Annotated in this window: 18 protein-coding genes and 1 tRNA gene; 15 read left to right on the top strand and 4 right to left on the bottom strand. The window is 64.9% G+C overall.

Annotated features, from left to right (window positions below):
• Positions 1–156 precede the first annotated feature (156 nt).
• Complete coding sequence (locus GQ56_RS0116895; protein ID WP_031399775.1) at positions 157–1,032, top strand: dienelactone hydrolase family protein; 876 nt, start codon at positions 157–159, stop codon at positions 1,030–1,032.
• Between the two features lie 54 nt (positions 1,033–1,086).
• On the opposite strand, the gene GQ56_RS0116890 is transcribed toward GQ56_RS0116895, so the two are convergent.
• A complete protein-coding gene (locus tag GQ56_RS0116890) occupies positions 1,087–1,956 on the bottom strand; it encodes a sulfurtransferase (protein WP_031399774.1) in 870 nt (289 codons plus the stop codon).
• Positions 1,957–2,073: 117 nt separating this feature from the next.
• The gene (locus tag GQ56_RS0116885) at positions 2,074–3,180 is read right to left on the bottom strand and encodes an aromatic ring-hydroxylating oxygenase subunit alpha (protein WP_031399773.1); all 1,107 of its coding nucleotides are present in this window, start codon (positions 3,178–3,180) and stop codon (positions 2,074–2,076) included.
• Positions 3,181–3,451: 271 nt separating this feature from the next.
• Between GQ56_RS0116885 and GQ56_RS0116880 the strand changes: the two genes are divergently transcribed.
• The 4 genes from GQ56_RS0116880 (at position 3,452) to folE2 (ending at position 7,579) form a co-directional block, all read left to right on the top strand.
• Positions 3,452–3,745 carry an exodeoxyribonuclease VII small subunit gene (locus GQ56_RS0116880; RefSeq protein ID WP_031399772.1) on the top strand — a complete coding sequence of 98 codons (294 nt, stop codon included), beginning with the start codon at positions 3,452–3,454 and terminating at the stop codon, positions 3,743–3,745.
• A complete protein-coding gene (locus tag GQ56_RS0116875; protein WP_031399771.1) occupies positions 3,742–4,626 on the top strand; it encodes a polyprenyl synthetase family protein in 885 nt (294 codons plus the stop codon). Before GQ56_RS0116880 ends, GQ56_RS0116875 begins: the two co-directional genes overlap by 4 nt.
• Positions 4,627–4,711: 85 nt before the next feature.
• On the top strand, positions 4,712–6,616 hold the full coding sequence (gene dxs, locus GQ56_RS0116870; protein WP_031399770.1) for a 1-deoxy-D-xylulose-5-phosphate synthase: 1,905 nt from the start codon (positions 4,712–4,714) through the stop codon (positions 6,614–6,616).
• Between the two features lie 153 nt (positions 6,617–6,769).
• Positions 6,770–7,579, top strand: coding sequence for a GTP cyclohydrolase FolE2 (folE2, locus tag GQ56_RS0116865; protein WP_031399769.1), 810 nt, complete (start codon positions 6,770–6,772; stop codon positions 7,577–7,579).
• 104 nt (positions 7,580–7,683) lie between these two features.
• Here folE2 and tsaD read toward each other — a convergent pair whose 3' ends face one another.
• Positions 7,684–8,724 carry a tRNA (adenosine(37)-N6)-threonylcarbamoyltransferase complex transferase subunit TsaD gene (gene tsaD, locus GQ56_RS0116860; RefSeq protein WP_031399768.1) on the bottom strand — a complete coding sequence of 347 codons (1,041 nt, stop codon included), beginning with the start codon at positions 8,722–8,724 and terminating at the stop codon, positions 7,684–7,686.
• A 274-nt stretch (positions 8,725–8,998) separates the two neighbouring features.
• Complete coding sequence (locus GQ56_RS0116855) at positions 8,999–10,060, bottom strand: HoxN/HupN/NixA family nickel/cobalt transporter (protein WP_031399767.1); 1,062 nt, start codon at positions 10,058–10,060, stop codon at positions 8,999–9,001.
• A 793-nt stretch (positions 10,061–10,853) separates the two neighbouring features.
• Between GQ56_RS0116855 and GQ56_RS0116850 the strand changes: the two genes are divergently transcribed.
• The 10 genes from GQ56_RS0116850 to GQ56_RS0116800 form a co-directional block, all read left to right on the top strand.
• Positions 10,854–12,074 carry a BaiN/RdsA family NAD(P)/FAD-dependent oxidoreductase gene (locus GQ56_RS0116850; protein ID WP_031399766.1) on the top strand — a complete coding sequence of 407 codons (1,221 nt, stop codon included), beginning with the start codon at positions 10,854–10,856 and terminating at the stop codon, positions 12,072–12,074.
• A gap of 125 nt (positions 12,075–12,199) precedes the next feature.
• Positions 12,200–12,412 carry a 30S ribosomal protein S21 gene (gene rpsU / locus GQ56_RS0116845; protein ID WP_006479415.1) on the top strand — a complete coding sequence of 71 codons (213 nt, stop codon included), beginning with the start codon at positions 12,200–12,202 and terminating at the stop codon, positions 12,410–12,412.
• 210 nt (positions 12,413–12,622) lie between these two features.
• Positions 12,623–13,069 (top strand): GatB/YqeY domain-containing protein, encoded by a 447-nt coding sequence (locus GQ56_RS0116840; protein ID WP_031399765.1) that lies wholly within the window; start codon positions 12,623–12,625, stop codon positions 13,067–13,069.
• A 70-nt stretch (positions 13,070–13,139) separates the two neighbouring features.
• The gene (gene dnaG / locus GQ56_RS0116835; protein ID WP_031399764.1) at positions 13,140–15,014 is read left to right on the top strand and encodes a DNA primase; all 1,875 of its coding nucleotides are present in this window, start codon (positions 13,140–13,142) and stop codon (positions 15,012–15,014) included.
• 89 nt (positions 15,015–15,103) lie between these two features.
• Positions 15,104–17,521, top strand: coding sequence for an RNA polymerase sigma factor RpoD (gene rpoD / locus GQ56_RS0116825; RefSeq protein WP_075122956.1), 2,418 nt, complete (start codon positions 15,104–15,106; stop codon positions 17,519–17,521).
• 129 nt (positions 17,522–17,650) lie between these two features.
• Positions 17,651–17,726, top strand: a tRNA-Ile gene (locus tag GQ56_RS0116820).
• A gap of 906 nt (positions 17,727–18,632) precedes the next feature.
• Complete coding sequence (locus GQ56_RS0116815; RefSeq protein WP_200877989.1) at positions 18,633–19,835, top strand: serine hydrolase domain-containing protein; 1,203 nt, start codon at positions 18,633–18,635, stop codon at positions 19,833–19,835.
• A 168-nt stretch (positions 19,836–20,003) separates the two neighbouring features.
• Positions 20,004–21,167, top strand: coding sequence for an efflux RND transporter periplasmic adaptor subunit (locus GQ56_RS0116810; protein ID WP_031399761.1), 1,164 nt, complete (start codon positions 20,004–20,006; stop codon positions 21,165–21,167).
• A gap of 210 nt (positions 21,168–21,377) precedes the next feature.
• The gene (locus GQ56_RS0116805) at positions 21,378–22,538 is read left to right on the top strand and encodes an acyltransferase family protein (protein WP_235212707.1); all 1,161 of its coding nucleotides are present in this window, start codon (positions 21,378–21,380) and stop codon (positions 22,536–22,538) included.
• Positions 22,539–22,668: 130 nt separating this feature from the next.
• Positions 22,669–25,214: efflux RND transporter permease subunit (locus GQ56_RS0116800; RefSeq protein WP_031399759.1), on the top strand; the 2,546-nt coding region annotated here is incomplete at its 3' end.

Genomic DNA, 25,214 nt, shown 5'->3' with positions numbered 1-25,214 from the left:
ACAGTTGACGCGACAACGGATTATTGGGCATCTTGTTCGGGTTTCCGTTCGCGGCGGGGGGCCAACCGCCGCGACATCCGCGCCGCGCGCCGGCGCGATGCCCCGCCATGCCGCGTCGGAGATCGCGGCGGCGGCACCCAATCGAGGAGTGCATTCATGTTGAAACCCGAAGTCGACAGCCTGGTCCCCCACGTTCCGTTCACGCGCCGCAAGTTCATGCAGGCCGCGCTGGGCGGCACCTTCGCGGCGGCCGTGCTGCCCGTGTCGGCGCAGACGGTCACGACCGACAGCGACGGGCTGGACGTCGACACGGTCGAGATCCGCTCGGGCGACGCGAGCGTGCCCGCGTATCGCGCGCAACCGAAGGACAAGACGAACCTGCCCGTCGTCATCGTGATCCACGAAATCTTCGGCGTGCACGCGCACATCGCCGATATCTGCCGCCGCTTCGCGAAGCTCGGCTATCTCGCGATCGCGCCCGACCTTTATGCGCGGCAGGGCAATGCGGCGAAGTATCCGACGATCAAGGATCTGTACGAGAACGTCGTCAGCAAGGTGCCGGACCGGCAGGTCACCGAGGATCTCGATGCGACGGTCGCATGGGCCGGCAGGAACGGCGGCGACCTGGCGCGTCTCGGCGTGGTCGGGTTCTGCTGGGGCGGCCGTCAGTCGTGGCTGTATGCCGAGCACAATCCGCATGTGCGCGCGGCCGTCGCGTGGTATGGGTTCGTGGAAGGCAAGACCGACGAGATGACCCCGTTCAATCCGGTCGATCATGCCGCGTCGCTGAAGGTGCCGGTGCTCGGGCTGTATGGCGAGAAGGACGCGAACATCACGCAGGCGTCGCTCGCCGACATGCGGCGGGCAATCCAGGCGAGCGATTCGAAGCTCGCGCGCGAATCGGAGATCGTCGTGTATCCGGATGCCGGTCACGCGTTCTTTGCCGACTACCGTCCGAGCTATGTGAAGGCGGATGCGGAGGAGAGCTGGAAGCGCGCGATCGCGTGGCTCCGCCAATACGGCGTGATGTAAACGACAAGCGGCGGCACATGCCGCCGCTTCGTTGCGCCTGCGCCGCGTCGGCGCTTACGGCGTCGGGCCGGTTGCGACCGGCCGCGACGGATCGGCGCTCCATTCGCTCCACGAGCCCGGATACAGCGACGCGCCGTGCAGGCCCGCAATCTCCAGCGCGAGGGCGTTGTGGCACGCGGTGACGCCGGAGCCGCATTGCAGGATCACGCGATTCGGTTCGATGCCCGCGAGCACGGCGGAAAACGCCTCGCGCAATTCATGGCCGGTCTTGAAGCGGCCGTCGGCGGCCAGGTTGTCCTTGAAGAAGCGATTGCGCGCGCCGGGGATGTGGCCGCCCACGGGATCGACAATTTCGTTTTCGCCGCGGTAGCGATCCGGTGCGCGCGCATCGATCACGATGCGCGTGGGTGCGCTCAGGTTCGCGAGCACGGCTGCCGCGTCGACCGTCGATTCGAGCGGCGTGGCCGCGCGGAAGTCGCCGGCGATCGGCTGCGGCACGTCGGTCGACAGTGCGTGGCCCGCCGCTTGCCAGGCTTGCAGGCCGCCGTCGAGTACGGCGACCGAATCGTGGCCGAGCCAGCGCAGCATCCACCACAGGCGCGCCGCATAGGAGCCGCCTTGCGCGTCGTATGCGACGACCTGTTGGCCTTGCTTGAGGCCGCGACTGGCGAGAAGCGTGGCGAGCGCGTCGCGGGTCGGCAGCGGATGGCGGCCGTTGGTGCCCGTCTTGCGGCCGGACAGGTCGCGATCGAGATGAAGGTACTGTGCGCCGGGAATATGACCGGCCGCATACGCGGCTTCGCCCGTGGTGGGATCGATGAGGTCGAAGCGGCAGTCGAACAGCGCGACGCTGTCGGGCGCTGCCGCCAGGCGCTCGGCGAGATTGGCGGCGGAGATGAGCGTGGTGTAGTGGGTGTGTGGCATGACGGCTCCGTGGAGTGCAATTGGCCTGATACTCCAAGTCTAAACAAAAAAAGACGGGCCGAAGCCCGTCTTTTCGTCTGCCGGTTGAGGTGCGGCGTCAAGATGCCGCACCGGCCGTCAGATCTCGCCGAGGTGGCGGCGCAGGAACTCGTGGAAGTGCTGCATGCCGTCTTCCATCGGGCTCTGGTACGGCCCGACCTGCGATTCGCCGCGCGCCATCAGCGCCCGGCGGCCTGCATCCATTCGCATGGCGATCTCGTCGTCCTCGATGGCCGTTTCCATATAGGCGGCGCGCTCGGCCTCGACGAATTCGCGTTCGAACAGCGCGATTTCCTCGGGGTAATAGAACTCGACGATGTTGGTCGTCTTCTGCGGGCCGCGCGGGATCAGCCACGACACCACGAGCACGTGCGGATACCACTCGATCATCAGGCCCGGGTAATAGACCATCCAGATCGCACCGAACTCCGGCGGCACGCCGTTGCGGAACTTCAGCACCTGCTCGTGCCATTTCTGATAAGTCGCGCTGCCCGGTTTCGCGAGGGCGTTGTGCACGCCGACCGTCTGCACGCTGTACCAGTCGCCGAACTCCCACTTGAGATCGTCGCACGACACGAAACTGCCGAGGCCCGGGTGGAACGGGACGACGTGGTAATCCTCGAGGTAGACCTCGATGAACGTCTTCCAGTTGTAATCGCACTCGTGCACTTCGACGTGATCGAAGTGGTACTCGGAGAAGTCGAAGTGATGCTTCGTGCCGAGGTTGGCGAGGTCGCGCGCGACGTTCCGGCCTTCGGCCTCGAACAGCAGCCCCTGCCAGTGCTGCAGCGGGCTCTTGCCGAGATTCAGGCAGGGCTTGTCGGGGAAATGCGGTGCCCCGAGCAACTCGCCTTCCAGATCGTACGTCCAGCGGTGCAGCGGGCACACGATGTTCTGCGTGTGTCCGCGCCCGTTGAGCATGATGGCCTGCCGGTGGCGGCAGACGTTCGACAGCAGTTCGATCTGGTTCGCCGGGTTGCGGACCAGCACGCGGCCTTCCTGCTCGGAAGGCAGCGCAAAATAATCCCCCGCCTCGGGCACCATCAACTCGTGCCCGACGTAACGAGGTCCTTTCTTGAAGAGGGTTTCGATCTCGCGCTGGAGCAGCGCCTCATCGAAGTATGCAGTGACTGGAAGCTGGCTGTGAGCCGACTTCAACTGAAGCGCATCGCTCAGATTGGACATTCCCACTCCCGGTGTTAGCGTGAAAGCAGTGAACAACCCAACCATCGAAAAATCGATTTAGGGAAACGGGGAATTATACCCGGATCGCCTCGTAAGGCTAGGATTAAGTGCCTGATTTGTGTCAATTTTTTGTCGGGCGGCCCATGGGCGGCGCACAATGTATGGCGGAGATGGGGCCGGAAGATGTACCCGGGTGCCCACGACGGCAGGTCGGAAAATTCTCTTTTGCCGTAGAATGTCCGACTTGTTTTGAAATTTGACACCCTCGTCCATGGCGAAAACCGCATCCCCAGGCGCCGCGCCGCCCGACAATGGCACCGAACCGTTGCCGGACAATTACGAGACGGCGCTCGCGGAACTCGAGACGCTGGTTGCCCGGATGGAAGGCGGCGCGTTGAGCCTCGAGGATTCACTGACGGCATACCGCCGCGGTGCGACCCTCGTTGCGTTTTGCCAACAGCAGCTTGAGAAAGTGGAGCAACAGGTTCGCGTGCTGGATGGCGCGACGCTGAAGCCGCTTTCGTCCGGAACGGCCGCCACGGACGGCGAAGACGACGATCTATGACATTCGAACAATGGATGCGGTCCGTGCTGGACCGTGTCGAGGACGCTCTCGGCCACTATCTGCCCGCTGAAACCGCGGTGCCGACGCAACTCCACGAGGCGATGCGCTACGCAGTCCTCGGCGGCGGCAAACGCGTCCGTCCGCTGCTGTGCCATGCAGCGGGCGAACTGACCGGCGCGACGGAAGCGGCGCGCAATGCGGCGGCCGCGGCACTGGAGATGATCCACGTCTATTCGCTCGTGCACGACGACATGCCGTGCATGGACGACGACGCGCTGCGTCGCGGCAAGCCGACCGTGCACGTGCAGTACGACGAGCCCACGGCGCTGCTCGTCGGCGACGCGCTGCAGTCGCAGGCTTTCGTGGCGCTGACCGACGCCGCCGCGCTGTCGCCCGTGCAACAGGCGGCGCTCGTGCGCGAGCTGGCGCTCGCGAGCGGCTCGATCGGCATGGCCGGCGGGCAGGCGATCGATCTGGCGAGCGTCGGCCTCAAGCTGACGCGCGAGCAGCTCGAAACGATGCACCGGATGAAGACGGGCGCACTGCTGCGCGCGGCCGTGCGGATGGGCGCGCTGGCCGGCGAAACGCCGTCGGCGGAAACGATGGCGGCGCTGGATGTCTACGCGGGGGCCGTGGGTCTGGCCTTCCAGGTCGTCGACGATATTCTCGACGTCACGACCGATTCGGCGACGCTCGGCAAGACCGCCGGCAAGGACGCGGCGAACGACAAGCCCACCTATGTATCGATCCTCGGACTCGAGGCGTCGCGCGAGCTGGCAGCGCAGCTGCGCGCCGAAGCGCACGATGCGCTGAAACCGTTCGGCGCACGCGCTCAGCGTCTCGCCGAACTTGCCGACCTGGTGGTAAACCGGGTCAGCTGACGCGAAAGCCCGCCGCCGCGCACTCGCTCTGCATGGTGCGTGCAACAGAATGCGGGCGCGTTTGATTTCCTACAATGGAACGACGATGTACGACTTGCTGAAAACCATCGACGACCCGGCGGATTTGCGCCGCCTCGATCGTCGCCAACTGCAACCGCTCGCGGATGAACTGCGCGCGTTCGTGCTCGACAGCGTATCGAAGACGGGCGGCCATTTGTCGTCCAACCTCGGGACGGTCGAGCTGACGATCGCGTTGCATTACGTGTTCAACACGCCGAACGATCGCATCGTCTGGGACGTGGGCCACCAGACCTACCCGCACAAGATCCTGACGGGTCGCCGCGACCAGATGCACTCGCTGCGTCAGCAGGACGGCATTTCGGGTTTCCCGCGCCGTTCGGAGTCCGAATACGACACGTTCGGCACCGCGCACTCGAGCACGTCGATCTCGGCCGCGCTCGGCATGGCGATCGGCAGCCAGTTGAACGGCGACGATCGCTTCTCGATCGCCGTGATCGGCGACGGCGCGATGACGGCCGGCATGGCGTTCGAGGCGATGAACAACGCCGGCGTGTCGGAAGACGCGAAGGTGCTCGTGATCCTGAACGACAACGACATGTCGATCTCGCCGCCGGTCGGCGCGCTGAATCGCCATCTCGCACGCCTGATGTCGGGCCGCTTCTACGCGGCTGCGCGCGCGGGCGTCGAGCGCGTGCTGAGCGTTGCGCCGCCGGTGCTCGAACTCGCGCGCAAGCTCGAGGAGCACGCGAAGGGCATGGTCGTGCCGGCCACGCTGTTCGAAGAGTTCGGCTTCAACTACATCGGCCCGATCGACGGTCACGATCTCGATTCGCTGATCCCGACGCTGCAGAACATCCGCGAACTGCGCGGCCCGCAGTTCCTGCACGTGGTGACGAAGAAAGGCCAGGGCTACAAGCTCGCCGAAGCCGATCCCGTGCTCTACCACGGCCCCGGCAAGTTCAATCCGGCCGAAGGCATCAAGCCGTCCGCTACGCCCGCGAAGAAGTCGTACACGCAGGTGTTCGGCGAGTGGCTGTGCGATGAAGCCGAGCGCGATACGCGCGTCGTCGGCATTACGCCCGCGATGCGCGAAGGCTCGGGCATGGTCGAGTTCGAGAAGCGCTTCAAGGAACGCTACTACGACGTCGGCATCGCCGAGCAGCACGCGGTGACGTTCGCGGGTGGCCTCGCGACCGAAGGGCTCAAGCCCGTCGTCGCGATCTACTCGACGTTCCTGCAGCGTGCGTACGATCAACTGATTCACGACGTCGCGCTGCAGAACCTGCCGGTCGTGTTCGCGATCGACCGCGCGGGCCTCGTCGGCGCGGACGGCGCGACGCACGCGGGCGCGTACGATCTCGCGTTCATGCGCTGCATTCCGAACATGACGGTCATGGCGGCGTCCGACGAGAACGAATGCCGCCAGATGCTGCACACGGCGCTGCAACAGCCGAACCCGACGGCGGTGCGTTATCCGCGTGGCGCGGGTACGGGCGTGCCGACGGTGAAGGAATTCACCGAGATCCCGCTCGGCAAGGGTGAAGTGCGTCGCCGCACGTCGCAGACGGAAGGCAAGCGTGTCGCGATTCTCGCGTTCGGCACGATGGTCGCTCCGTCGCTCGTCGCAGGCGAAGAGCTCGATGCCACCGTCGCGAACATGCGCTTCGTGAAGCCGGTCGACGCGGCGCTCGTGCGCGAACTCGCCGAGACGCACGACTACCTCGTCACGGTCGAGGAAGGCTGCGTGATGGGCGGCGCGGGCTCGGCCTGCGTGGAAGCCCTGATGGAGAGTGGGGTTATCCGACCCGTACTACAATTGGGCCTCCCTGACCTGTTCATCGATCATGGCGATCCCGCGAAGCTGCTGTCGCAATGCGGCCTCGACGGTGCGGGTATCGCGAAATCGATTCGCGAACGCTTCCTGAGCCCGGCGGCCGATGTCGCCGATCAGGCCAAGCGCGTCGCGTAAGCCGTCGCCGCCTGCGGGCGGCGCCGGTGCGACTGGCGTAACCGGTCTTCATTGATGCGGAAAACATGGGCCTGCGGGCCCATGTTGCTTTTCCGGCTGCCGCATATGCGGTGTGCGCGTCGTCGGACGCGCGGCTTACAAGGATTGAACAAGATGAACCAGATGAATCCCGCCTTCGTGATGCCCGACGTGCAGAGCACGGTGGATACCCGTCAGATTCCGATTCAGCGCGTAGGCGTGAAGGCGGTCCGGCATCCGTTGACGGTGTGTACCGAAAGCGGCGACGTGCAGCCGACCGTCGGCGTCTGGAACCTCGACGTCCGCCTGCCGGCCGACCAGAAGGGCACGCACATGTCGCGCTTCGTCGCGCTGCTCGAGGAAAACCGCGCGCCGCTGACGGTCGAGCGCTTCCGCGCAATGCTGGCGTCGATGCTCGAGAAGCTCGAGGCCGAGGCGGGCCGCATCGAGGTCACGTTCCCGTATTTCGTGAACAAGACGGCGCCGGTGTCCGGTGTGCAGAGCCTGCTCGATTATGAAGTGACGCTCGCGGGCGAAAGCCGCAACGGCGAGACGCGCCTGTTCCTGAAGGTGCTCGTGCCCGTGACGAGCCTGTGCCCGTGCTCGAAGAAGATCTCGCAATACGGCGCGCACAACCAGCGTTCGCACGTGACGATCGACGCGGAGCTGGCGGCCGACCTGCCGGTCGAGGCGCTGATCCGCATCGCGGAAGAAGAGGCGTCGTGCGAGCTGTGGGGCCTGCTGAAGCGTCCGGACGAGAAGTTCGTCACCGAGCGCGCGTACGAGAACCCGAAGTTCGTCGAGGATCTCGTGCGCGACGTCGCGCAGCGTCTCGATGCGGACGAGCGCGTGGCCGCGTACGTGCTCGAGGCCGAGAACTTCGAGTCGATCCACAATCACAGCGCGTATGCGCTGATCGAACGCGACAAGCGGCAGGCGGCATAACGCCGCGGCGTTTTGTCGCGCCGATGAAAAATGGCCGCTCGTTTTCGAGCGGCCATTTTGTTTTTGCCCGACCGCTACGTGCGCGGGCGGGCGCGCGCCGCGGGTCAGCGCGCGAGCGACGCGAGATCCCAGCGCGGCTTCACCGTGAACGCGTAGTCGGCATTCGCCTGCTCGGGCCAGCGGCCGAGCCGCAAGGCGCCCGCAAGCGCGATCATCGCGCCGTTGTCGGTGCAGAGTGCAAGATCGGGGTAGTGCACGTCGAAGCCGCGCTTCGCGGCGGCGGCCGACAGCGCGGTGCGCAACTGGCGGTTCGCGCCGACGCCGCCCGCGACCACGAGGCGCTTGAGCTTCGTTTTCTTCAGCGCGGCGAGCGACTTCGCGACCAGCACGTCGACGGCCGCGTCGACGAAGCCGCGTGCGAGGTCGGCCTTTGCGCGGTCGAGCGCTTCGCCTTCGAGCCCGGCCGCCTCGAACTTCTTCATCTGCGTGAGCACGGCCGTCTTCAGGCCGCTGAAACTGAAGTCGAGATCGCCCGAATGCAGCATCGGACGCGGCAGCACGACCGCGCCCGGCGTGCCCGTTTCGGCGAGCTTCGACACTTCAGGGCCGCCCGGGTAGCCGAGCCCGATCAGCTTGGCCGTCTTGTCGAACGCCTCGCCGGCCGCATCGTCGAGCGTTTCGCCGAGCGTTTCGTACACGCCGACGTCGGTCACGCGCATCAGCTGCGTGTGGCCGCCGGACACCAGCAGCGCGACGAACGGGAACGGCGGCGGCGCGTCGACGAGCAGCGGCGACAACAGGTGGCCTTCGAGGTGATGGATGCCGACGGTCGGCTTGTTCCAGGCGAGCGCGAGTGCATTCGCGATGCTCGCGCCGACCAGCAGCGCGCCGGCGAGGCCGGGGCCCTGCGTGAACGCGATCGCGTCGATGTCGTCGCGGCGCGTGCCGCTTTGCGCCATCACCTCCTCGAGCAGCGGCAGCGCGCGGCGGATGTGGTCGCGCGACGCGAGTTCGGGCACGACGCCGCCGTAGTCGCGGTGCATCGCGATCTGCGAATGGAGCGCGTGCGCGAGCAGGCCGCGCTGCGTGTCGTAGAGCGCGAGGCCGGTTTCGTCGCAGGAGCTTTCTATGCCGAGAACGAGCATGGGTGCGGGCGGGCGCGCCGGGTCGGACGCGCCGCGGGAAGGTCAACGTAACAGGAAAGTATAGCAGGCGAGGGCCGCCCGCCGCTGGCGGCGGCCCGGGCGGAAGCCGCCGGGCGCGGGTGCGGGCGGTGCGCCCAGGCGGGGAGCGGGGGCCGCCGCCGGCCGTCGATGCCCGGTCGAGGCGCGCCCGATGGGTGGCGACGCATCGCGCCTGGCAGGCATGTGTCGCTGGCGGACCGGACGGAGGAAGCCGCCCGTCGGTTCCGTCGATCGGTCAGGTGGGCGTGTTCAACGGCACTTCATCGAAGCGCTTCACCCGGTAGATGACGATCGACACGATCCAGCTGGCCGCGAAGATGCCGATGATGATGTAGCCGAGCATGCCGAAGTTGTCGTTGAGCGTTCCGATCGCATCCCATGGCGAACCCTTCAGGTTCAGCTGATCGGCGAGCAGGCCCAGCGCCTCGATGCCGCCGATGACGAGCGCGACCACGATCGACACGAGCGTGATCGTCATGTTGTAGTAGATCTTGCGCAGCGGCTTCTGGTAGGCCCAGCCGTAGGCGCCGAGCATCAAGTGGCCGTCGAGCGTGTCGACGAGCGACATGCCGGCGCTGAACAGCACGGGAAAGACCATGATGGCCCACGGCGACAAGCCCTTCGCGGCCTGGGTCGCGGCGATGCCGAGCAGGCTGATCTCGGTCGCCGTGTCGAAACCGAGGCCGAACAGGAAGCCGATCGGATACATGTGCCAGCTGCGCGTCACGAGCCGGAACAGCGGCCGGAAGAGGCGCGCGAGGAAGCCGCGATCGGCGAGCAGCATGTCGAAATCGTCGTCGACGTAGGCTCCGCCGCTGCGGACGTGGCGCCATGCGCGGTAGATGCCGCGCAGGATCATGAAGTTCATCAGCGCGAGCGCGAACAGGAAAAACGCCGAGACCGCCGTGCCGATGATGCCGCCGATTGCCTTGAAATTGTCGAAGCGGCTCTGGATCGCCGTGGTCGCGACCGCAACGGCGATCGACGCGAGCACGACGACGGTCGAATGGCCGAGCGAGAAGAAGAAGCCGACCGCGACCGGGCGTTTCTTTTCCTGCATCAGCTTGCGCGTGACGTTGTCGATTGCGGCGATGTGGTCGGCGTCGACTGCGTGACGCAGCCCGAAGCCGTAGGCGAGCATGGCGGTGCCGAGCAGTACCGGATAGTTGTGGAAAGCCACCAGCGCCCACACCCACGCCAGCACGTTGATGGCGATCAGGACGCCATAGATGCCCAGCAACTTTCGTCGCACACTCGTGTTCGAGTCGTTGAAAATCTGAGTGAATCGGTCAAGCATCGTGAATCTCCCGGAAGGCACGCGTTCCGAACGGTGACGGGGCAGGCGGCATAACGAGGTCTGGCTTCGGGATCGGCATGCAATGGCATGCGCCGTCCCGACACAGTGGCGCGACCGTACCGGATTCTCACCGGTTTCCCGTTGTGCCCGCATCGAATAAAACCAGCTCCGCTTATACCTTGCAGTAAAGGAAAAGTCGATTCCGTTTGTCGCGGCGGCCAATTCCATTTCTTTCAAATCACATTCTTTTATTTCGCATTGGCTTACTGTGTCATTCGGGACGCTCGACTGGATATTCGGCGTGACGTGATTGCGCAGCGTCATTTCCGAGTCATCGTTTCTCTGTGTCATGCGCGTCGTTCGTTTCCGCAAGGTTGGCAGCCTGATCGGATCGATCGTAGTCCTGATGACTGGATTGCGTTCGCACGTTTCGAGGTTGCGCGATTGTGCGCGCATCGGGTGAGCACCCGATGCGCGCACATGATCCCGATTCGGCATGCGAGGCGGGGTCTCTCGCAACGCTGCGCCCGCCGCGAAAAATGCATGACCGGAGTGCCCGCCCGGCTCGCGAGGCCAGCCGAGGGGCGGGCGTTGCGTCATGACCGCCCGCCTCACGTTCCGCGTACGCCACCGCCTGCGGATCGACGCCGCGCGACGATCCGGGCGTTGCGTTCTCCGCCATCGCATGTATCATTCGCCGTTCCTCAAGACATTCATCCGCCGCCTGACTCTAAGTGGCTGATAAATCTGCAAATTTCCCTGACTCTTGCAAAGCTCCTGAACAATCCGCGCCATGGAAACCTATGACATCGCCGTGATCGGCGCGGGCGCCGCCGGGATGATGAGCGCCGCCGTTGCCGGGCAGCTCGGTCGCCGCGTCGTGCTGATCGACCACGCGCCGCGGCTCGCCGAGAAGATCCGCATCTCGGGCGGCGGCCGCTGCAATTTCACGAACCTGTACGCCGGCCCCGACAACTATCTGTCGGCGAATCCGCATTTCGCGCGTTCCGCGCTGGCGCGCTATACGCCGCGGGACTTCCTCGGCCTGCTCAAGCGCCATCACGTGACCTGGCACGAAAAGCACAAGGGCCAGCTCTTTTGCGACCACGGCAGCGACGCGATCATCGACGTGCTGAAGCACGAGTGCGATGCGGGCGGCATCGCGTGGCGCCGGCCCGTCGTCGTCGACGCGGTGCGCCACGCGCCGGCCGACGGCTTCACGCTCGACACGCAGCAGGCGGGGCAGATCGGCGCGCGTGCGCTGATCGTCGCGACCGGCGGGCTGTCGATCCCGAAGATCGGCGCGACCGACTTCGGCTACCGGCTCGCGAAGCAGTTCGGCCACAAGCTCGTCGATACGCGGCCCGCGCTCGTGCCGCTCACGTTCGCGCCGCAGGACTGGGAGCCGTTCGCGGCGCTGTCGGGCGTGTCGCTCGAAGTGCGCGTGTCGACCGGCGACAGGAAGCGCGGCGGCGAATTCGTCGAGGACCTGCTGCTGACGCATCGCGGGCTGTCCGGGCCCGGCATCCTGCAGATCTCGAGCTACTGGCAGCCGGGCGACCCGATCCGCGTCGACCTGCTGCCGCAGCGCGACACGGTGGCCGACCTGCTCGAAGCGAAACGCACGTCGAAGCGCCAGATCGGCTCGCTGCTGGCGGACTGGGTGCCGTCGCGCCTCGCGCATGCGTGGCTCGACACCCATCGCGTCGCCGCCGACGCGCGGCTCGCGGACCTGCCCGACAAGACGCTGCGCCAGGTCGGCGACGCGTTGTCCGGCTGGACGCTGACGCCGAACGGCACCGAGGGCTACAAGAAGGCCGAGGTGACGAAAGGCGGGGTCGATACACGGGAGCTTTCGTCGGCGACGATGATGAGCGCGCGCGTGCCCGGGCTGTTCTTCGTCGGCGAGGCGGTGGACGTGACGGGCTGGCTCGGCGGCTACAACTTCCAGTGGGCGTGGGCGTCCGGCACGGCGGCCGGCCAGGCCGCGGCGGAGTATTCGCGCGACGTGTGACGTGAGTGACGTGACCTGATGTGCGGGGCGGGCGCCGGTTTGACGGGGCCGGGCCCCGTGCCTTTGGGCAATCGCTCTGCTATACTCGGTAGCCTTTCCCTGCAAACCTTTATTCGTGTCGGATCATGACGATCATTCGCGTTAAAGAGAACGAGCCGTTCGAAGTTGCAATGCGTCGCTTCAAGCGCACGATCGAGAAGAACGGTCTGCTGACCGAGCTTCGTGCGCGCGAGTTCTACGAGAAGCCGACTGCGGAGCGCAAGCGCAAGAAGGCTGCTGCAGTGAAGCGTCATTACAAGCGTATCCGCAGCCAGACGCTGCCGAAGAAGCTGTACTGAACGATTGGGCGCCGCGCGGTTCGCTGAGCGGCGCACCGGCGGCCCCGCGCGATCCGGCGAGATCGCGGGCGACCGGCGCCATTGCGCGGCCGGTCGCGCGAGCCGCCGATGCCGGATTCGAGCAACCCGCTTGAGACACTGTCCCAAGCGGGTTTTTGTGTTGACGTCCGCTTGCGGGCGTCGGATTCACGTTTCCATTCCGGGTGAAAGATGAGTTTGAAAGAGCAGATCAGCGAAGACATGAAGGCCGCGATGCGCGCGAAGGAAAGCGAGCGCCTGGCAACGATTCGCCTGCTGATGGCCGCGATCAAGCAGCGCGAGGTCGATGATCGGATCACTCTCGACGACGCGGGCATCACGGCCGTGATCGACAAGATGATCAAGCAGCGCAAGGATTCGATCAGCCAGTTCCAGGCCGCCGGCCGCGACGATCTCGTCGAGAAGGAGCAGGCCGAGCTGGCCGTGCTGGGCGCCTACATGCCCGTGCAGCTGTCGGATGCCGAAGTGGCGGCCGAAGTGCAGGCGGCGGTCGCGCAGACCGGCGCGGCAGGCCCGCAGGACATGGGCAAGGTGATGGGCGTGCTGAAGGGCAAGCTCGCCGGCCGCGCCGACATGACGGCCGTTTCCGCGCAGGTCAAGGCCGCGCTCACGAAGTAACCTCCGTGCCCGGCGCGCCCAGCGATGCGCGCGCCGGGCGTCGTATTGTCTTTTTTCGCTCGATCCCACGGTGATTCCGCATTCGTTCCTGCAGGATTTGCTGAACCGCGTCGATATCGTCGACGTGGTGGGCCGCTACGTGCAGCTCAAGAAGGGCGGCGCCAACTTCATGGGGCTGTGCCCGTTTCATAACGAGAAAAGCCCGTCGTTTACCGTCAGCCCCACCAAGCAGTTCTATCATTGCTTCGGTTGCGGGGCGCACGGCACGGCGATCGGCTTCCTGATGGAACACGCGGGGCTCACGTTCCCGGAAGCCGTGCAGGAGCTCGCGCAGTCCGTCGGGCTGACCGTGCCGCACGAGCCGTCGATGCGTGGCGGCGGAGGTGGCGGAGGTGGCGGCGACTACCCGGCGCCGGTGTCGAAATCGGTTGCGACCGCGTTGTCCGATGCGATGACCGCCGCCTGCGACTACTACCGCAAGCAGTTGCGCGGCGCGACCGTCGCGATCCAGTATCTGAAGAACCGGGGCCTGACCGGCGAGATCGCCGCGCGCTTCGGGCTCGGCTATGCGCCCGACGGCTGGCAGAACCTCGAGGCTGCGTTTCCCGACTATCGCGACGAGTCGCTCGTCGAGTCGGGGCTCGTGATCGTCAGCGAGAAAACCGATGCGCAGGGCGTCGCGCGCCGCTACGACCGGTTCCGCGAGCGGATCATGTTCCCGATCCGCAACGTGAAGGGGCAGGTGATCGGCTTCGGCGGCCGCGTGCTCGGCAGCGGCGAGCCGAAGTACCTGAATTCGCCCGAGACGCCGCTGTTCAACAAGGGCAGCGAACTGTACGGCCTGTTCGAGGCGCGGCTCGCGATTCGCGAGCGCAAGTACGTGCTGGTCGTCGAGGGCTACATGGACGTCGTCGCGCTCGCGCAGCTCGGGTTCCCGAACGCGGTCGCGACGCTCGGCACCGCGTGCACGCCGATTCACGTGCAGAAGCTGCTGCGCCAGACCGACACGGTCATTTTCAGTTTCGACGGCGATTCGGCCGGGCGGCGCGCGGCCCGGCGTGCGCTCGAGGCATGCCTGCCGCATGCGGGAGACAACCGCACGATCCGGTTCCTTTTTCTGCCGGCCGAGCACGATCCGGACAGCTATGTACGCGAGTTCGGCGCGGATGCGTTCTCCGAGCAGGTCGAGCGCGCGATGCCGCTGTCGCAATTTCTGCTGAACGAAGCAATCGCCGGCAAGGCGCTCGATCAGCCGGAAGGGCGCGCCAAGGCGCTGTTCGATGCGAAGCCGATGCTGCAGGCGCTGCCCGCGAACGCGTTGCGCGCGCAGATCATGCACATGTTCGCCGACCGCCTCGATATCCCGTTCGAAGAGGTGGCGGGGCTGTCCGACGTCGATACGCGGATCGCGGCGCCGCCGCGCCAGGCGCCCCCGCGCAGCGAGCGGCGCCGTGTGACGGACAGCGAAAAGCGCGCGCTGCGCACACTGGTGATGCATCCGCGCATCGCGTCGCAGCTCGACGACGAGCAGCTTGCGACCCTGCGCGCGTTGCCGCGCATCGGCGAACTGTTCGCGGAGGTCGTCGATCATGCGCGCGCGCTGGGCGAAGGCGCGGAGTTCCGGCTGCTGTCCGATGTCCTGCGGACGTCCTCGAACGGGGCGACTTACGAGGAAATCTTCCGCGAAATTCTGGACTATGATGAAAACGTCCGCGATTTGCTGTTACAGAATCCGGAAGACGAGACGGTGCCCGAGCGGCAGCGTGAACAGGAACGGATCGCGGGGGAGGAGTTGCAGGCCGCGGTGCTCAAGATGCGTTACGACGCCTGCTGCGACCGGCTTGACAGGCTGGCGCGGCAATCCACCCTCACACCCGAGGAATTGGCCGAATTGACGGAATTGAACCAGCAGCGAACCGACATGAAGCGTCGGCTCGGGCTGTAGGGCGGCCGGGGAGCTTAGAGAGGGTTCCCCAGCGTGCTATAATATAAGGTTTCCAGCGGTTTGTTTTCCAAGCAGAGGCGAGAATCGCGATGGCAAAGACGACAGGCGGAAAGAAAGCAGCAGGCAAGGGCTCGACGGAGCCGACCAAAAAGGTCACAGCGGCCAAGTCTGCTTCTTCCGCCCGGACAGCGTCTTCAGCCACGTCAGCTCCTGCAGGAAAAAAAACCGCGGCCGGCACTGCTCAGGCTGCGCCGGCGCCGGCAGCCAGAACACGGGCTGCCGCCAGACCCGACTCCGGGCCGGCCAAGCCGGCGGCGAAGCGGGCAAGTGCGAAAAGCGCAAGGGACACGACTGCCGCCGCGGACGAAACGGCAGTACGTACTACTCATGCACCCACGGTTCAACCGGCTGTCGTCCAGCAGCCGCGAGTCGATATAGCCGGTACGGCGAACTCCATGACCAAAAAGCTGAACGAAGTATCCGTCGAAGACGACGCAAATCAGAGCGACGAGCAGCCCGCAGCGGCGGCTGCACCGGGCAAATCCAAGGTGCGCGACCGTCGCGCCAAGGAAAAGGCGCTGCTGAAGGAAGCGTTCGCGACGAGCACGCCGGGCACGGCCGAGGAGCTCGAAGAGCGCCGCGTGAAACTGCGCGCGCTGATCAAGCTCGGCAAGGAGCGCGGCTTCCTGACGTACGCCGAAATCAACGACCACCTGCCGGACAACTTCACCGAGACCGAAGCCCTCGAAGGCATCATCGGCACGTTCAACGACATGGGCGTGGCGGTCTACGAGCAGGCGCCGGACGCGGAAACGCTGCTCCTGAACGACAACGCGCCGGCCGCGTCGTCGGACGATGAAGTCGAGGAAGAAGCGGAAGTCGCGCTGTCCACCGTCGATTCGGAATTCGGCCGCACGACCGATCCGGTCCGGATGTACATGCGCGAAATGGGGACGGTCGAGCTGCTCACGCGCGAAGGCGAAATCGAGATCGCGAAGCGGATCGAGGACGGCCTGCGCCACATGGTGATGGCGATTTCCGCATGCCCGACGACGATCGCCGACATCCTCGCGATGGCCGAACGCGTCGCGAACGAAGAGATCCGCGTCGACGAGCTCGTCGACGGCCTGCTCGATCCGAACGCTTCGGACTCTGCCGATACCGACGGCTTCTCCGCGAAGGAAGCGGAAGCCATCGAGAACGAGGACGAGGACGCCGAAGAGGAAGAGGAAGAAGAGGAAGAGGAAGACGATGACGGCGCCGCACAGGCGACGGCCAACGCCGCCCAGCTCGAAGCCCTCAAGCGCGCATCGCTCGAGAAGTTCGCGCAGATCAGCGAGTGGTTCGACAAGATGCGCCGCGCGTTCGAGAAGGAAGGCTACAAGTCGAAGTCCTACCTGAAGGCGCAGGAAACGATCCAGACCGAGCTGATGACGATCCGCTTCACCGCGCGTACCGTCGAGCGTCTGTGCGACACGCTGCGTGCGCAGGTGGACGAAGTGCGTCAGGTCGAACGCCAGATCCTGCACATCGTCGTCGACAAGTGCGGCATGCCGCGTTCGGAGTTCATCGCGCGCTTCCCGGGTAGCGAGACGGATCTCGACTGGGCCGACAAGATCACGAACGAAGGTCATTCGTACAGCGCGGTGCTGTCGCGCAACATCCCGGCGATCCGCGAACAGCAGCAACGCCTGCTCGACCTGCAGGCGCGCGTCGTGCTGCCGCTGAAGGACCTGAAGGAAACCAACCGCCAGATGGCGGCCGGCGAACTGAAGGCGCGTCAGGCGAAGCGCGAGATGACCGAGGCGAACCTGCGTCTCGTGATCTCGATCGCGAAGAAGTACACGAACCGCGGCCTGCAGTTCCTCGACCTGATCCAGGAAGGCAACATCGGCCTGATGAAGGCGGTGGACAAGTTCGAATACCGTCGCGGCTACAAGTTCTCGACGTATGCGACGTGGTGGATCCGCCAGGCCATCACGCGTTCGATCGCCGATCAGGCGCGCACGATCCGTATCCCGGTTCACATGATCGAGACGATCAACAAGATGAACCGCATCTCGCGGCAGATCCTGCAGGAAACCGGTCTCGAGCCGGATCCGGCTACGCTCGCCGAGAAGATGGAGATGCCGGAAGACAAGATCCGCAAGATCATGAAGATCGCGAAGGAGCCGATCTCGATGGAAACGCCGATCGGCGACGACGACGATTCCCATCTCGGCGACTTCATCGAGGACACCAACACGGTCGCGCCGGCGGATGCCGCGCTGCATGCGAGCATGCGCGACGTCGTGAAGGACGTGCTCGATTCGCTGACGCCGCGCGAGGCGAAGGTGCTGCGGATGCGTTTCGGCATCGAGATGAGCACCGATCACACGCTCGAGGAAGTCGGCAAGCAGTTCGACGTCACGCGTGAGCGGATCCGTCAGATCGAGGCCAAGGCGCTGCGCAAGCTGCGTCACCCGAGCCGTTCCGACAAGCTGAAGTCGTTCCTCGAAGGGAACTGATTTCCAGCGTCTCTCCTGCGAACGCCGCCGGCATTTGCACAATGCCGGTGGCGTTTGTCTCCTTTGTTGTTACAATGCCGGCCCGGCTTCGTTGCCGGGGCGGCGTGTGACACGCTTCGCTTCTCATCAGGGCCTGTAGCTCAGCGGTTAGAGCAGTCGACTCATAATCGATTGGTCGCGGGTTCGAACCCCGCCGGGCCCACCAGATTCGCTTCCAGGGTTGTTCGAGGAAGCCGCGAAACCCGCGATGCCGAAAGGCTTCGCGGGTTTTTTGTTTTTGGCCGCGTCCAAGGGATTTCGTGGGCCGCCAGGGGGCGTGGCGGGCAGTATCGGGGGCAAGCTATCTTCCGCTGTCACCTGTTGCCCGTGGACCAGTGCAATGGCTTCAATCGATACCGCTAGTCGCTCGTTCGGCATCGAGGTCCGAACGCCTTGATGTAACGAAGCCTGCGGCCGACGAAGCGTCGCTCCGTTCCCGCGCTTTCAGGCGTCGGGCGTGCCGATCGGGATGCGAAGGGTCCTGCCAAACTGGCGCTACTCAAAGACATGAGTCTTCACACCGGACGTGTTGACTCGAAGGCCACGCCCCTGTCGTATCGGCGAACCGATGTGCGGCCTTCGGTTGCTCCAGCCGGCGCGTGCGGAACGGGGCGCTGCCTCACACCTGTCGCAGCAGGTCGGCGGGGACCGTCCACCGCGGTCATGGTCGCCCGGGGAGCAGAATGGCTTTTCAAAACACCGATCGATACGACTGCGATCAGTATCGGCGCTGCTATCGGTTTGCCAATATTCCCGGTCGCACATTTTCATCGATATTCATAACTGAAATTCGCCTGATAACCCGTATATCCGATTCACCGAATATCACGCGATCGAGCTTCGGGGGATTGAATTGTTTGCGTCCGGGTGAGCCATGAACTTCAATCAAACGACCGGAGCGGCAACCCGCTGGAGCCGTGGCGTCGGAGCTGTTCGCCGCTCGCGCTGAGTTGTGCACGGTCCGATTCGAGACATTTTCGTCCGCTATGAAAATACGGTCGGACGGCTTTTAATTTGTTTGGCCATTGACTTACTATGACTCGAAAATAATCTTCACTTAAAGGTAATTACGATGGCCTTTCAAGATAATTCGACGAATCAGGCGGCTGATCATTCGTATGTATCGACCTTGACGCAGCGCGTCGACGGCGTGCTCGAACGCACGTTGTCGGAGCAGCGCCTGGTCGGCGCCGTCATCCTGATTGCGCAGGCCGGGCAAGTGGTTTACCGGCGGGCCGCCGGCATGGCGGATCGCGAAGCCGGCAAGCCGATGCAGGAAGATGCGCTTTTCAGGTTGGCTTCCGTGTCGAAGCCGATCGTGTCGGTCGCGGCGCTGGCATTGATCGCGCAGGGGCGGCTGCAGATCGACGAGGACGTGACCCGGTGGTTGCCGGAATTCACGCCGCGGCTGCCCGACGGCACGCAGCCGCGCATCACGATTCGTCACCTCATGACCCACACCGCAGGCCTGTCCTACAAATTCTTCCAGGAGGAGAACGGCCCGTACGCGCGCGCCGGTGTGTCCGACGGGATGGACGGCAGCGACGTGAGCCTCCAGGAAAACGTACGGCGCATCGCCGCCGCGCCGTTGCTGTATCGACCGGGAAGCGAGTGGAAGTACTCGATCGCGACCGACGTCCTCGGCGCGGTCATCGAGCAAGTCACGCAATTGCCGCTCGACAAGGCCGTCGCCGAACTGGTGACAGGGCCGCTGGGCTTGCGCGACACGGCCTTCACGGCGGTGGACGAACGCCGGCTTGCCGTCGCGTACGCCGATGCTCCGTCGGCGCCCCGGCGGCTCGGCGAACCCGATTTCGTTCCGTTCGTCGAAGGCACGGCCGGTTTCGACCTGTCGCCGAGTCGCGCATTGAATGCCGCCGCCTATCCGTCCGGCGGCGCCGGCATGGTCGGCTCCGCGGGGGACTTCCTGCGCCTGCTGGAAACGCTGCGCACGGGTGGGGCGCCGCTGCTGCCCGAGTCGCTGGTCCGGCAATTCACGGCCAACCAGATCGGCGATTTGCCGATGGCCTTCTGGCCCGGCCGGGGCTTCGGCCTCGGCATCACGGTGCTGAAGGACCCCGTCGCGGCGCAGACGCCCGAATCCGCCGGAACCTGGCGCATGGGCGGCACCTACGGCCATTCGTGGTTCGTCGATCCGGTCAGGCAGCTGAGCGTGGTGGCGTTCACGAATACGGCCCTGGAAGGGATGTCCGGCGCCTTCGTCGCCGAATTGTGCGAGGCCGTTTACGTGCCGGAGTTCAGCGCGGTCGAATAAAGCCTTCCGCACGACGTCGATCGCTTCGCCGCGGCGGCGCCGGTGCCGCTCGTTCCGGCGAGGAGCGCGCATGTGCTGCGTCCAGCGCCGCAATGGCGGAGCGCGCGTTCGACCGCGCGAGCGCCGAGCGGCCCGACATGATCTGCCGTACTCAACGAAGGGACGGACATGCCGCCCAAACGAAAGTACCCGATTGCGATTGCCGTCTTGCTGATCGTCGCGGCTGCCGGCGCGGCGACCGCCGTGCTCGGTCGCGGCGGTGCGATCACCCCGGTTCATGCGGAAGCCCGGCCCCCGGCCGCGGAGGTCGATGTCGCGGCTGCGGTGGCAAAGCGCATCGTGGATTGGCAAAGCTATTCCGGCCGGCTCGAAGCCATCGACAAGGTCGAGGTGCGGCCGCTGGTATCGGGGACGATCGTCGCGGTCCATTTCAAGGACGGCGCGCTGGTCAAGAAAGGCGACCCGCTCTTTACCATCGACCCGCGGCCATATGCCGTCGAGGTCGATCGCGCGCAAGCGCGGCTGGCGTCGGCACAGGCCCGATGCAGTTTCACGGGCGCGGACCTCGCGCGGGCGCAACGCCTGATCGTCGACAATGCGATCGCCAAACGGGATTTCGACGAAAAGCAGAATGCGTCGCGGGAGGCGGATGCGGACCTGAAGGCCGCGCTGGCCGCCCTGGAGGCAGCCCGGCTCAATCTCGGCTATACGCGGATCGTTGCCCCCTTCGCGGGACGGGTGTCTCGCGCCGAAATGACCGTGGGCAACATCGTTTTCCCCGGCGCATCTTCGCCGCCGTTGACGACGCTGGTGTCGCTTTCGCCGATCTACGCGTCGTTCGATGTCGACGAGCAGACCTACCTGACCTACCTGAGCCGAAACGGCAAGGGCGCGATGCCCGTCATGCTGGGTCTGGCCGACGAAAGCGGTTATTCCCATCCGGGTTGGGTTTCGTCGATCGACAATCGCATCGATAGCGGGTCGGGCACCGTTCGTGTGCGGGCAATCTTCGACAACCCCGATGGCACGCTGCTGCCGGGGCTGTACGCCCGCGTGAAGATCAGCGGCAGCGAGCCTCATCCCGCGGTGCTGATCAGCGACGGCGCGATCGGCACCGATCAGGAAAAGAAGTTCGTCATGGTGGTCGATGCGCAAGACCGCGTGCAATATCGCGAGATCCTGCCGGGACACCTGCAGGACGGGCTGCGCATCGTCTCCCGCGGCTTGCAGCCTGGCGAACGCATCGTCGTCAACGGCCTGCAGCGCATTCGTCCCGGCGCCAGCGTGAAGCCCAACCTGATTCCGATGGCCGCCGACAGCGTCAGCGGCTAGCGAAGCACCCGTCACCACCCCGGCAGGATTCGGCGCCAGGATCGCAACGTCGCGGAAATCGCGGGCCATTCAGGCAAGCTGGCGTTGCCGTGGCGTCATCGCGCGCGGCAACGACAGCGCCGGCCGAGGTCGTCCGCCTGCCGGGAAGGTGTGCCACCGAATATTGCATCGATCTGTCGTGATTGAGCCATTTTCAATAAGGAGTGCTTTATGAATGACGCGATCAGGAATTCGTCCGTTCTACCTCATCACCATTTGATGAAATTGCCGTCGCTGACCGGGTTGCGTTTCGTCGCGGCTGCGCTCGTCTTCGGCTTTCATGCATCGTTGACAAGGATCATCGGATTCAATCCATATGCCGACCACCAGGTTTCGCACGGGTTCAAGGTGCTGTTCGGGGAGGGCGGCTGGCTCGGCGTTTCGTTTTTCTTCGTGCTCAGCGGATTCGTGATCACGTGGTCGGCCAGGCCGGACGACACGGTCGGCAGCTTCATCTTCAGGCGCGTGCTGAAAATCTATCCGAATCACTTCGCGACCTGGGCATTGACGATGATCCTGTTCGGCGCATCCGTCACGCCGGCTTCGGTCTGGTTGCCGAACCTGTTGCTGGTTCATGCATGGGTTCCGAAAGACGAGGTCTATCTCGGCGTCAATGGGCCGTCGTGGTCGCTCTGTTGCGAACTGTTCTTCTACGTAATTTTCCCTTTTATTTTACCCAATATAAAAAGGATTCCTGAAAATAGATTATGGATATGGGCCGCGGCCATGGTGGTCGGGCTGTTCTCGTTCCAGTTGGCCGTCAATCTGATGGTGCCTGGCACGCCGTGGGTGAACGCATGGCCGATCTCGGTGGAGCGCTGGTGGTTGTCCTACTTTTTCCCGCCGTTCCGGCTGTTCGAGTTCGTGCTGGGCATGCTGATGGCGCGCATCCTGATGGCGGGCCGCTGGATCGACCTGGGGCTCGTACCCGCATTCGGGCTGATGATCGCCGGCTATCTCCTCGCGATGTTCGTGCCGTTTCAATTCAGCTTCAATGCGGCGACGGTCGTTCCGATCGCGTTCCTGATTACATCGGTGGCGTCGGCCGACGTGACCGGGCGCAGGACCGGCTTCGCCGGGCGAACGATGAACTGGCTCGGCGACATCTCGTTCGGGATGTACATGATCCATCTGGTGATCCTGACGGCGGTGACGAACTGGCTGAACGGTCGCCTGCTGGGTACGCCGGCGGCAACGGCCCTCGTGCTGGCGGCTTTCGGCGCATCGGTGCTTGGCGGCTGGCTGCTCTTCGTCTGCATCGAGCGTCCGGTCATGCGCCGGTGGGGGAAGGTCGCACCCGGGAAGTCCGCGCTGATGGGCGCCGAAGTCTAGCCCGCCGTCGAACGACGGCGCACCGCATCCGGGCGGGGCGAGGCGGCTGAAGCCGCGCGTCCCGCCGGCACGCCTTGACTCCGGCAGCGGGGCGTCGCGGGAACCAATCCTGAACGATGGAACCTTGATCATGAACGTTTCGCGGTTTTTCGTCGACCGGCCGATTTTCGCCGGCGTCCTGTCGACGCTGATCCTGCTGGCCGGCGTCATATCGCTGTATTTCCTGCCGATCGCGGAGTATCCCGAGGTGGTGCCGCCGGTGATCGCCGTCAATGCGCAATACCCGGGCGCGAATCCGAAGGTGATCGCGGAGACGGTTGCGTCGCCGCTCGAGGAGCAGATCAACGGCGTCGAGGGCATGCTGTATATGCAGTCGCAGGCGAACAGCGACGGCACCCTGGCGCTCACGGTCACCTTCAAGGTCGGCACCGATCCGGACAAGGCGCAGCAACTCGTGCAGAACCGGGTTTCACAGGCATTCCCGAAGCTGCCCGCCGACGTGCAGAGGCTTGGCGTGACGACCGTCAAATCGTCCACCACGCAGACCATCGCCGTGCATCTGGTTTCACCGGACAACCGCTACGACGTCAACTATCTTCGAAATTATGGAATTCTGAATATAAAAAGCCGGCTCGAGCGTATTCCCGGGGTCGGCGAAGTCAGAATCTGGGGCGGAGGGGACTATTCGATGCGGATCTGGCTCGATCCGCAGAAGATCGCGGCACGCGGGCTGACTGCGACCGACGTGGTCAATGCGATTCGCGAGCAGAACGTGCAGGTCGCGGCCGGCGTGATCGGGTCGCAGCCGATGCGCGGCAACGTGCCGTTGCAGCTGTCCGTCAATACGCGAGGTCGACTGCAATCCGAGGAGGAATTCGGCGCCATCGTGATCAAGACGGCGCCAGCCGGCGGCGTGACCTATCTGCGCGATGTCGCGCACATCGAGCTCGGTGCATCGGACTACGGCCTGAGATCGATGGTTGACGGCAAGCCCGCGGTGGGGTTCGGCATCTTTCAGGCGCCGGGCGGAAACGCGCTGGCAATTTCCGACCAGGTGCGCGCCACGATGGAGGAGGCCAAGGCGGACATGCCCGCCGGCGTCGACTACCGGATCGTCTTCGATCCGACCAAGTTCGTGCGCTCCAGCATCGCCGCCGTGGTTTCCACGCTGCTCGAAGCCGTTGCGCTGGTCGTGGTCGTCGTCATCCTGTTTCTGCAGACGTGGCGCGCGTCCATCATTCCGTTGCTGGCGGTGCCGGTTTCGATCGTCGGCACCTTCACGCTGCTGCTCATGTTCGGATTCTCGATCAACGCGCTGTCGTTGTTCGGAATGGTGCTGGCGATCGGGATCGTCGTCGACGACGCGATCGTGGTGGTGGAAAACGTCGAACGGAACATCGCCAAGGGGCTGTCGCCGAAGGATGCGACCTATCTCGCGATGAAGGAGGTGAGCACGCCGATCGTCGCGATCGCGCTGACGCTGTCGAGCGTGTTCGTCCCGCTGGCGTTCATGCCGGGACTGTCCGGCGAGTTCTACCGGCAATTCGCGCTGACCATTGCGATCTCGACGATCATCTCCGCGTTCAACTCCCTCACGCTGTCGCCCGCGTTGTCCGCGCTGTTGTTGAAGGGGCATAACGAACCGGAAGACGGCGTGACGCGTGTGATCCGGCGTTACCTCGGCGGATTCTTCGACGCGTTCAACCGGCTTTTCAAGCGCGGCTCGACGGCGTATGGAACGCGGCTCGACGGGCTGATCGGCCGCAAGGCGCTGGTCATGGGCATTTACGCCGTGCTGATCGGCATCACCATCCTGGTGGGCAGGATCGTTCCGACCGGGTTCGTGCCGGCGCAGGACAAGGAGTACCTGGTGGGCTTCGCGCAACTGCCGAACGGCGCGTCGCTCGACCGCACCGGGAAGGTGGTCGATACGATGGCCGACATCGCGCTGAAGCAGCCCGGGGTGGAAAGCATCCTCGAGTTTCCGGGCATGTCGGTGAACGGCCTGATGAATTCGTCGAGTGCGGGCACGGTATTCATCACGCTGAAACCGTTCGACAAGCGGGGTGACAAGGCGCTGTCCGCGCAGGCGATCGCAGACGCGCTGAATCGCAAGTACGCGGACATCAAGGAATCCTTCGTCGCGATCTTTCCGCCGCCGCCCATTCTAGGGTTCGGCACGCTCGGCGGGTTCAAGATGCAGGTCGAGGATCGCGGCGCGCTTGGCTACGCGAAGCTGGCGGAAGCGACCAACGACTTCATCAAGCACGCGCAGCAGGCGCCTGAACTCGGCCCGTTGTTCACGAGCTACCAGATCAACGTGCCGCAGCTCAACGTCGATCTCGACCGCGTGAAGGCGAAGCAGCTCGGCGTGTCGGTCACCGACGTGTTCGACACGATGCAGATCTACCTCGGCTCGCTGTACGTGAACGACTTCAATCGCTTCGGGCGCGTGTACCAGGTGCGCGTGCAGGCCGATGCGCCGTTCCGGGCCTACGCGGAGGATATCGGTCAGTTGAAGACGCGCAACGCCGACGGCGACATGGTGCCGCTGTCGTCGATCGTCAATGTGACGCCGACGTTCGGCCCGGAAATGGTGGTGCGCTACAACGGCTACACGGCGGCCGACATCAACGGCGGCCCGGCGCCGGGCTTCTCGTCGGGCCAGGCGCAGGC

Source organism: Burkholderia paludis (assembly GCF_000732615.1).
Taxonomy (GTDB): domain Bacteria; phylum Pseudomonadota; class Gammaproteobacteria; order Burkholderiales; family Burkholderiaceae; genus Burkholderia; species Burkholderia paludis.
The sequence above is the reverse complement of the archived record's forward strand: the minus strand, read 5'-3'. Positions and strand labels throughout refer to the sequence as shown.

What these genes read in the sequence shown, in the direction of transcription:
- GQ56_RS0116815 (WP_200877989.1), top strand. Translation starts at nt 18,633, where the DNA reads ATGGCCTTTCAAGATAATTCGACGAATCAGGCGGCTGATCATTCGTAT.
- rpoD (WP_075122956.1), top strand. Translation starts at nt 15,104, where the DNA reads ATGGCAAAGACGACAGGCGGAAAGAAAGCAGCAGGCAAGGGCTCGACG.
- dxs (WP_031399770.1), top strand. Translation starts at nt 4,712, where the DNA reads ATGTACGACTTGCTGAAAACCATCGACGACCCGGCGGATTTGCGCCGC.
- GQ56_RS0116850 (WP_031399766.1), top strand. Translation starts at nt 10,854, where the DNA reads ATGGAAACCTATGACATCGCCGTGATCGGCGCGGGCGCCGCCGGGATG.
- GQ56_RS0116840 (WP_031399765.1), top strand. Translation starts at nt 12,623, where the DNA reads ATGAGTTTGAAAGAGCAGATCAGCGAAGACATGAAGGCCGCGATGCGC.
- GQ56_RS0116895 (WP_031399775.1), top strand. Translation starts at nt 157, where the DNA reads ATGTTGAAACCCGAAGTCGACAGCCTGGTCCCCCACGTTCCGTTCACG.
- GQ56_RS0116875 (WP_031399771.1), top strand. Translation starts at nt 3,742, where the DNA reads ATGACATTCGAACAATGGATGCGGTCCGTGCTGGACCGTGTCGAGGAC.
- folE2 (WP_031399769.1), top strand. Translation starts at nt 6,770, where the DNA reads ATGAACCAGATGAATCCCGCCTTCGTGATGCCCGACGTGCAGAGCACG.
- GQ56_RS0116855 (WP_031399767.1), bottom strand. Translation starts at nt 10,060, where the DNA reads ATGCTTGACCGATTCACTCAGATTTTCAACGACTCGAACACGAGTGTG.
- GQ56_RS0116880 (WP_031399772.1), top strand. Translation starts at nt 3,452, where the DNA reads ATGGCGAAAACCGCATCCCCAGGCGCCGCGCCGCCCGACAATGGCACC.
- tsaD (WP_031399768.1), bottom strand. Translation starts at nt 8,724, where the DNA reads ATGCTCGTTCTCGGCATAGAAAGCTCCTGCGACGAAACCGGCCTCGCG.
- GQ56_RS0116810 (WP_031399761.1), top strand. Translation starts at nt 20,004, where the DNA reads ATGCCGCCCAAACGAAAGTACCCGATTGCGATTGCCGTCTTGCTGATC.
- GQ56_RS0116890 (WP_031399774.1), bottom strand. Translation starts at nt 1,956, where the DNA reads ATGCCACACACCCACTACACCACGCTCATCTCCGCCGCCAATCTCGCC.
- GQ56_RS0116805 (WP_235212707.1), top strand. Translation starts at nt 21,378, where the DNA reads ATGAATGACGCGATCAGGAATTCGTCCGTTCTACCTCATCACCATTTG.
- GQ56_RS0116885 (WP_031399773.1), bottom strand. Translation starts at nt 3,180, where the DNA reads ATGTCCAATCTGAGCGATGCGCTTCAGTTGAAGTCGGCTCACAGCCAG.
- rpsU (WP_006479415.1), top strand. Translation starts at nt 12,200, where the DNA reads ATGACGATCATTCGCGTTAAAGAGAACGAGCCGTTCGAAGTTGCAATG.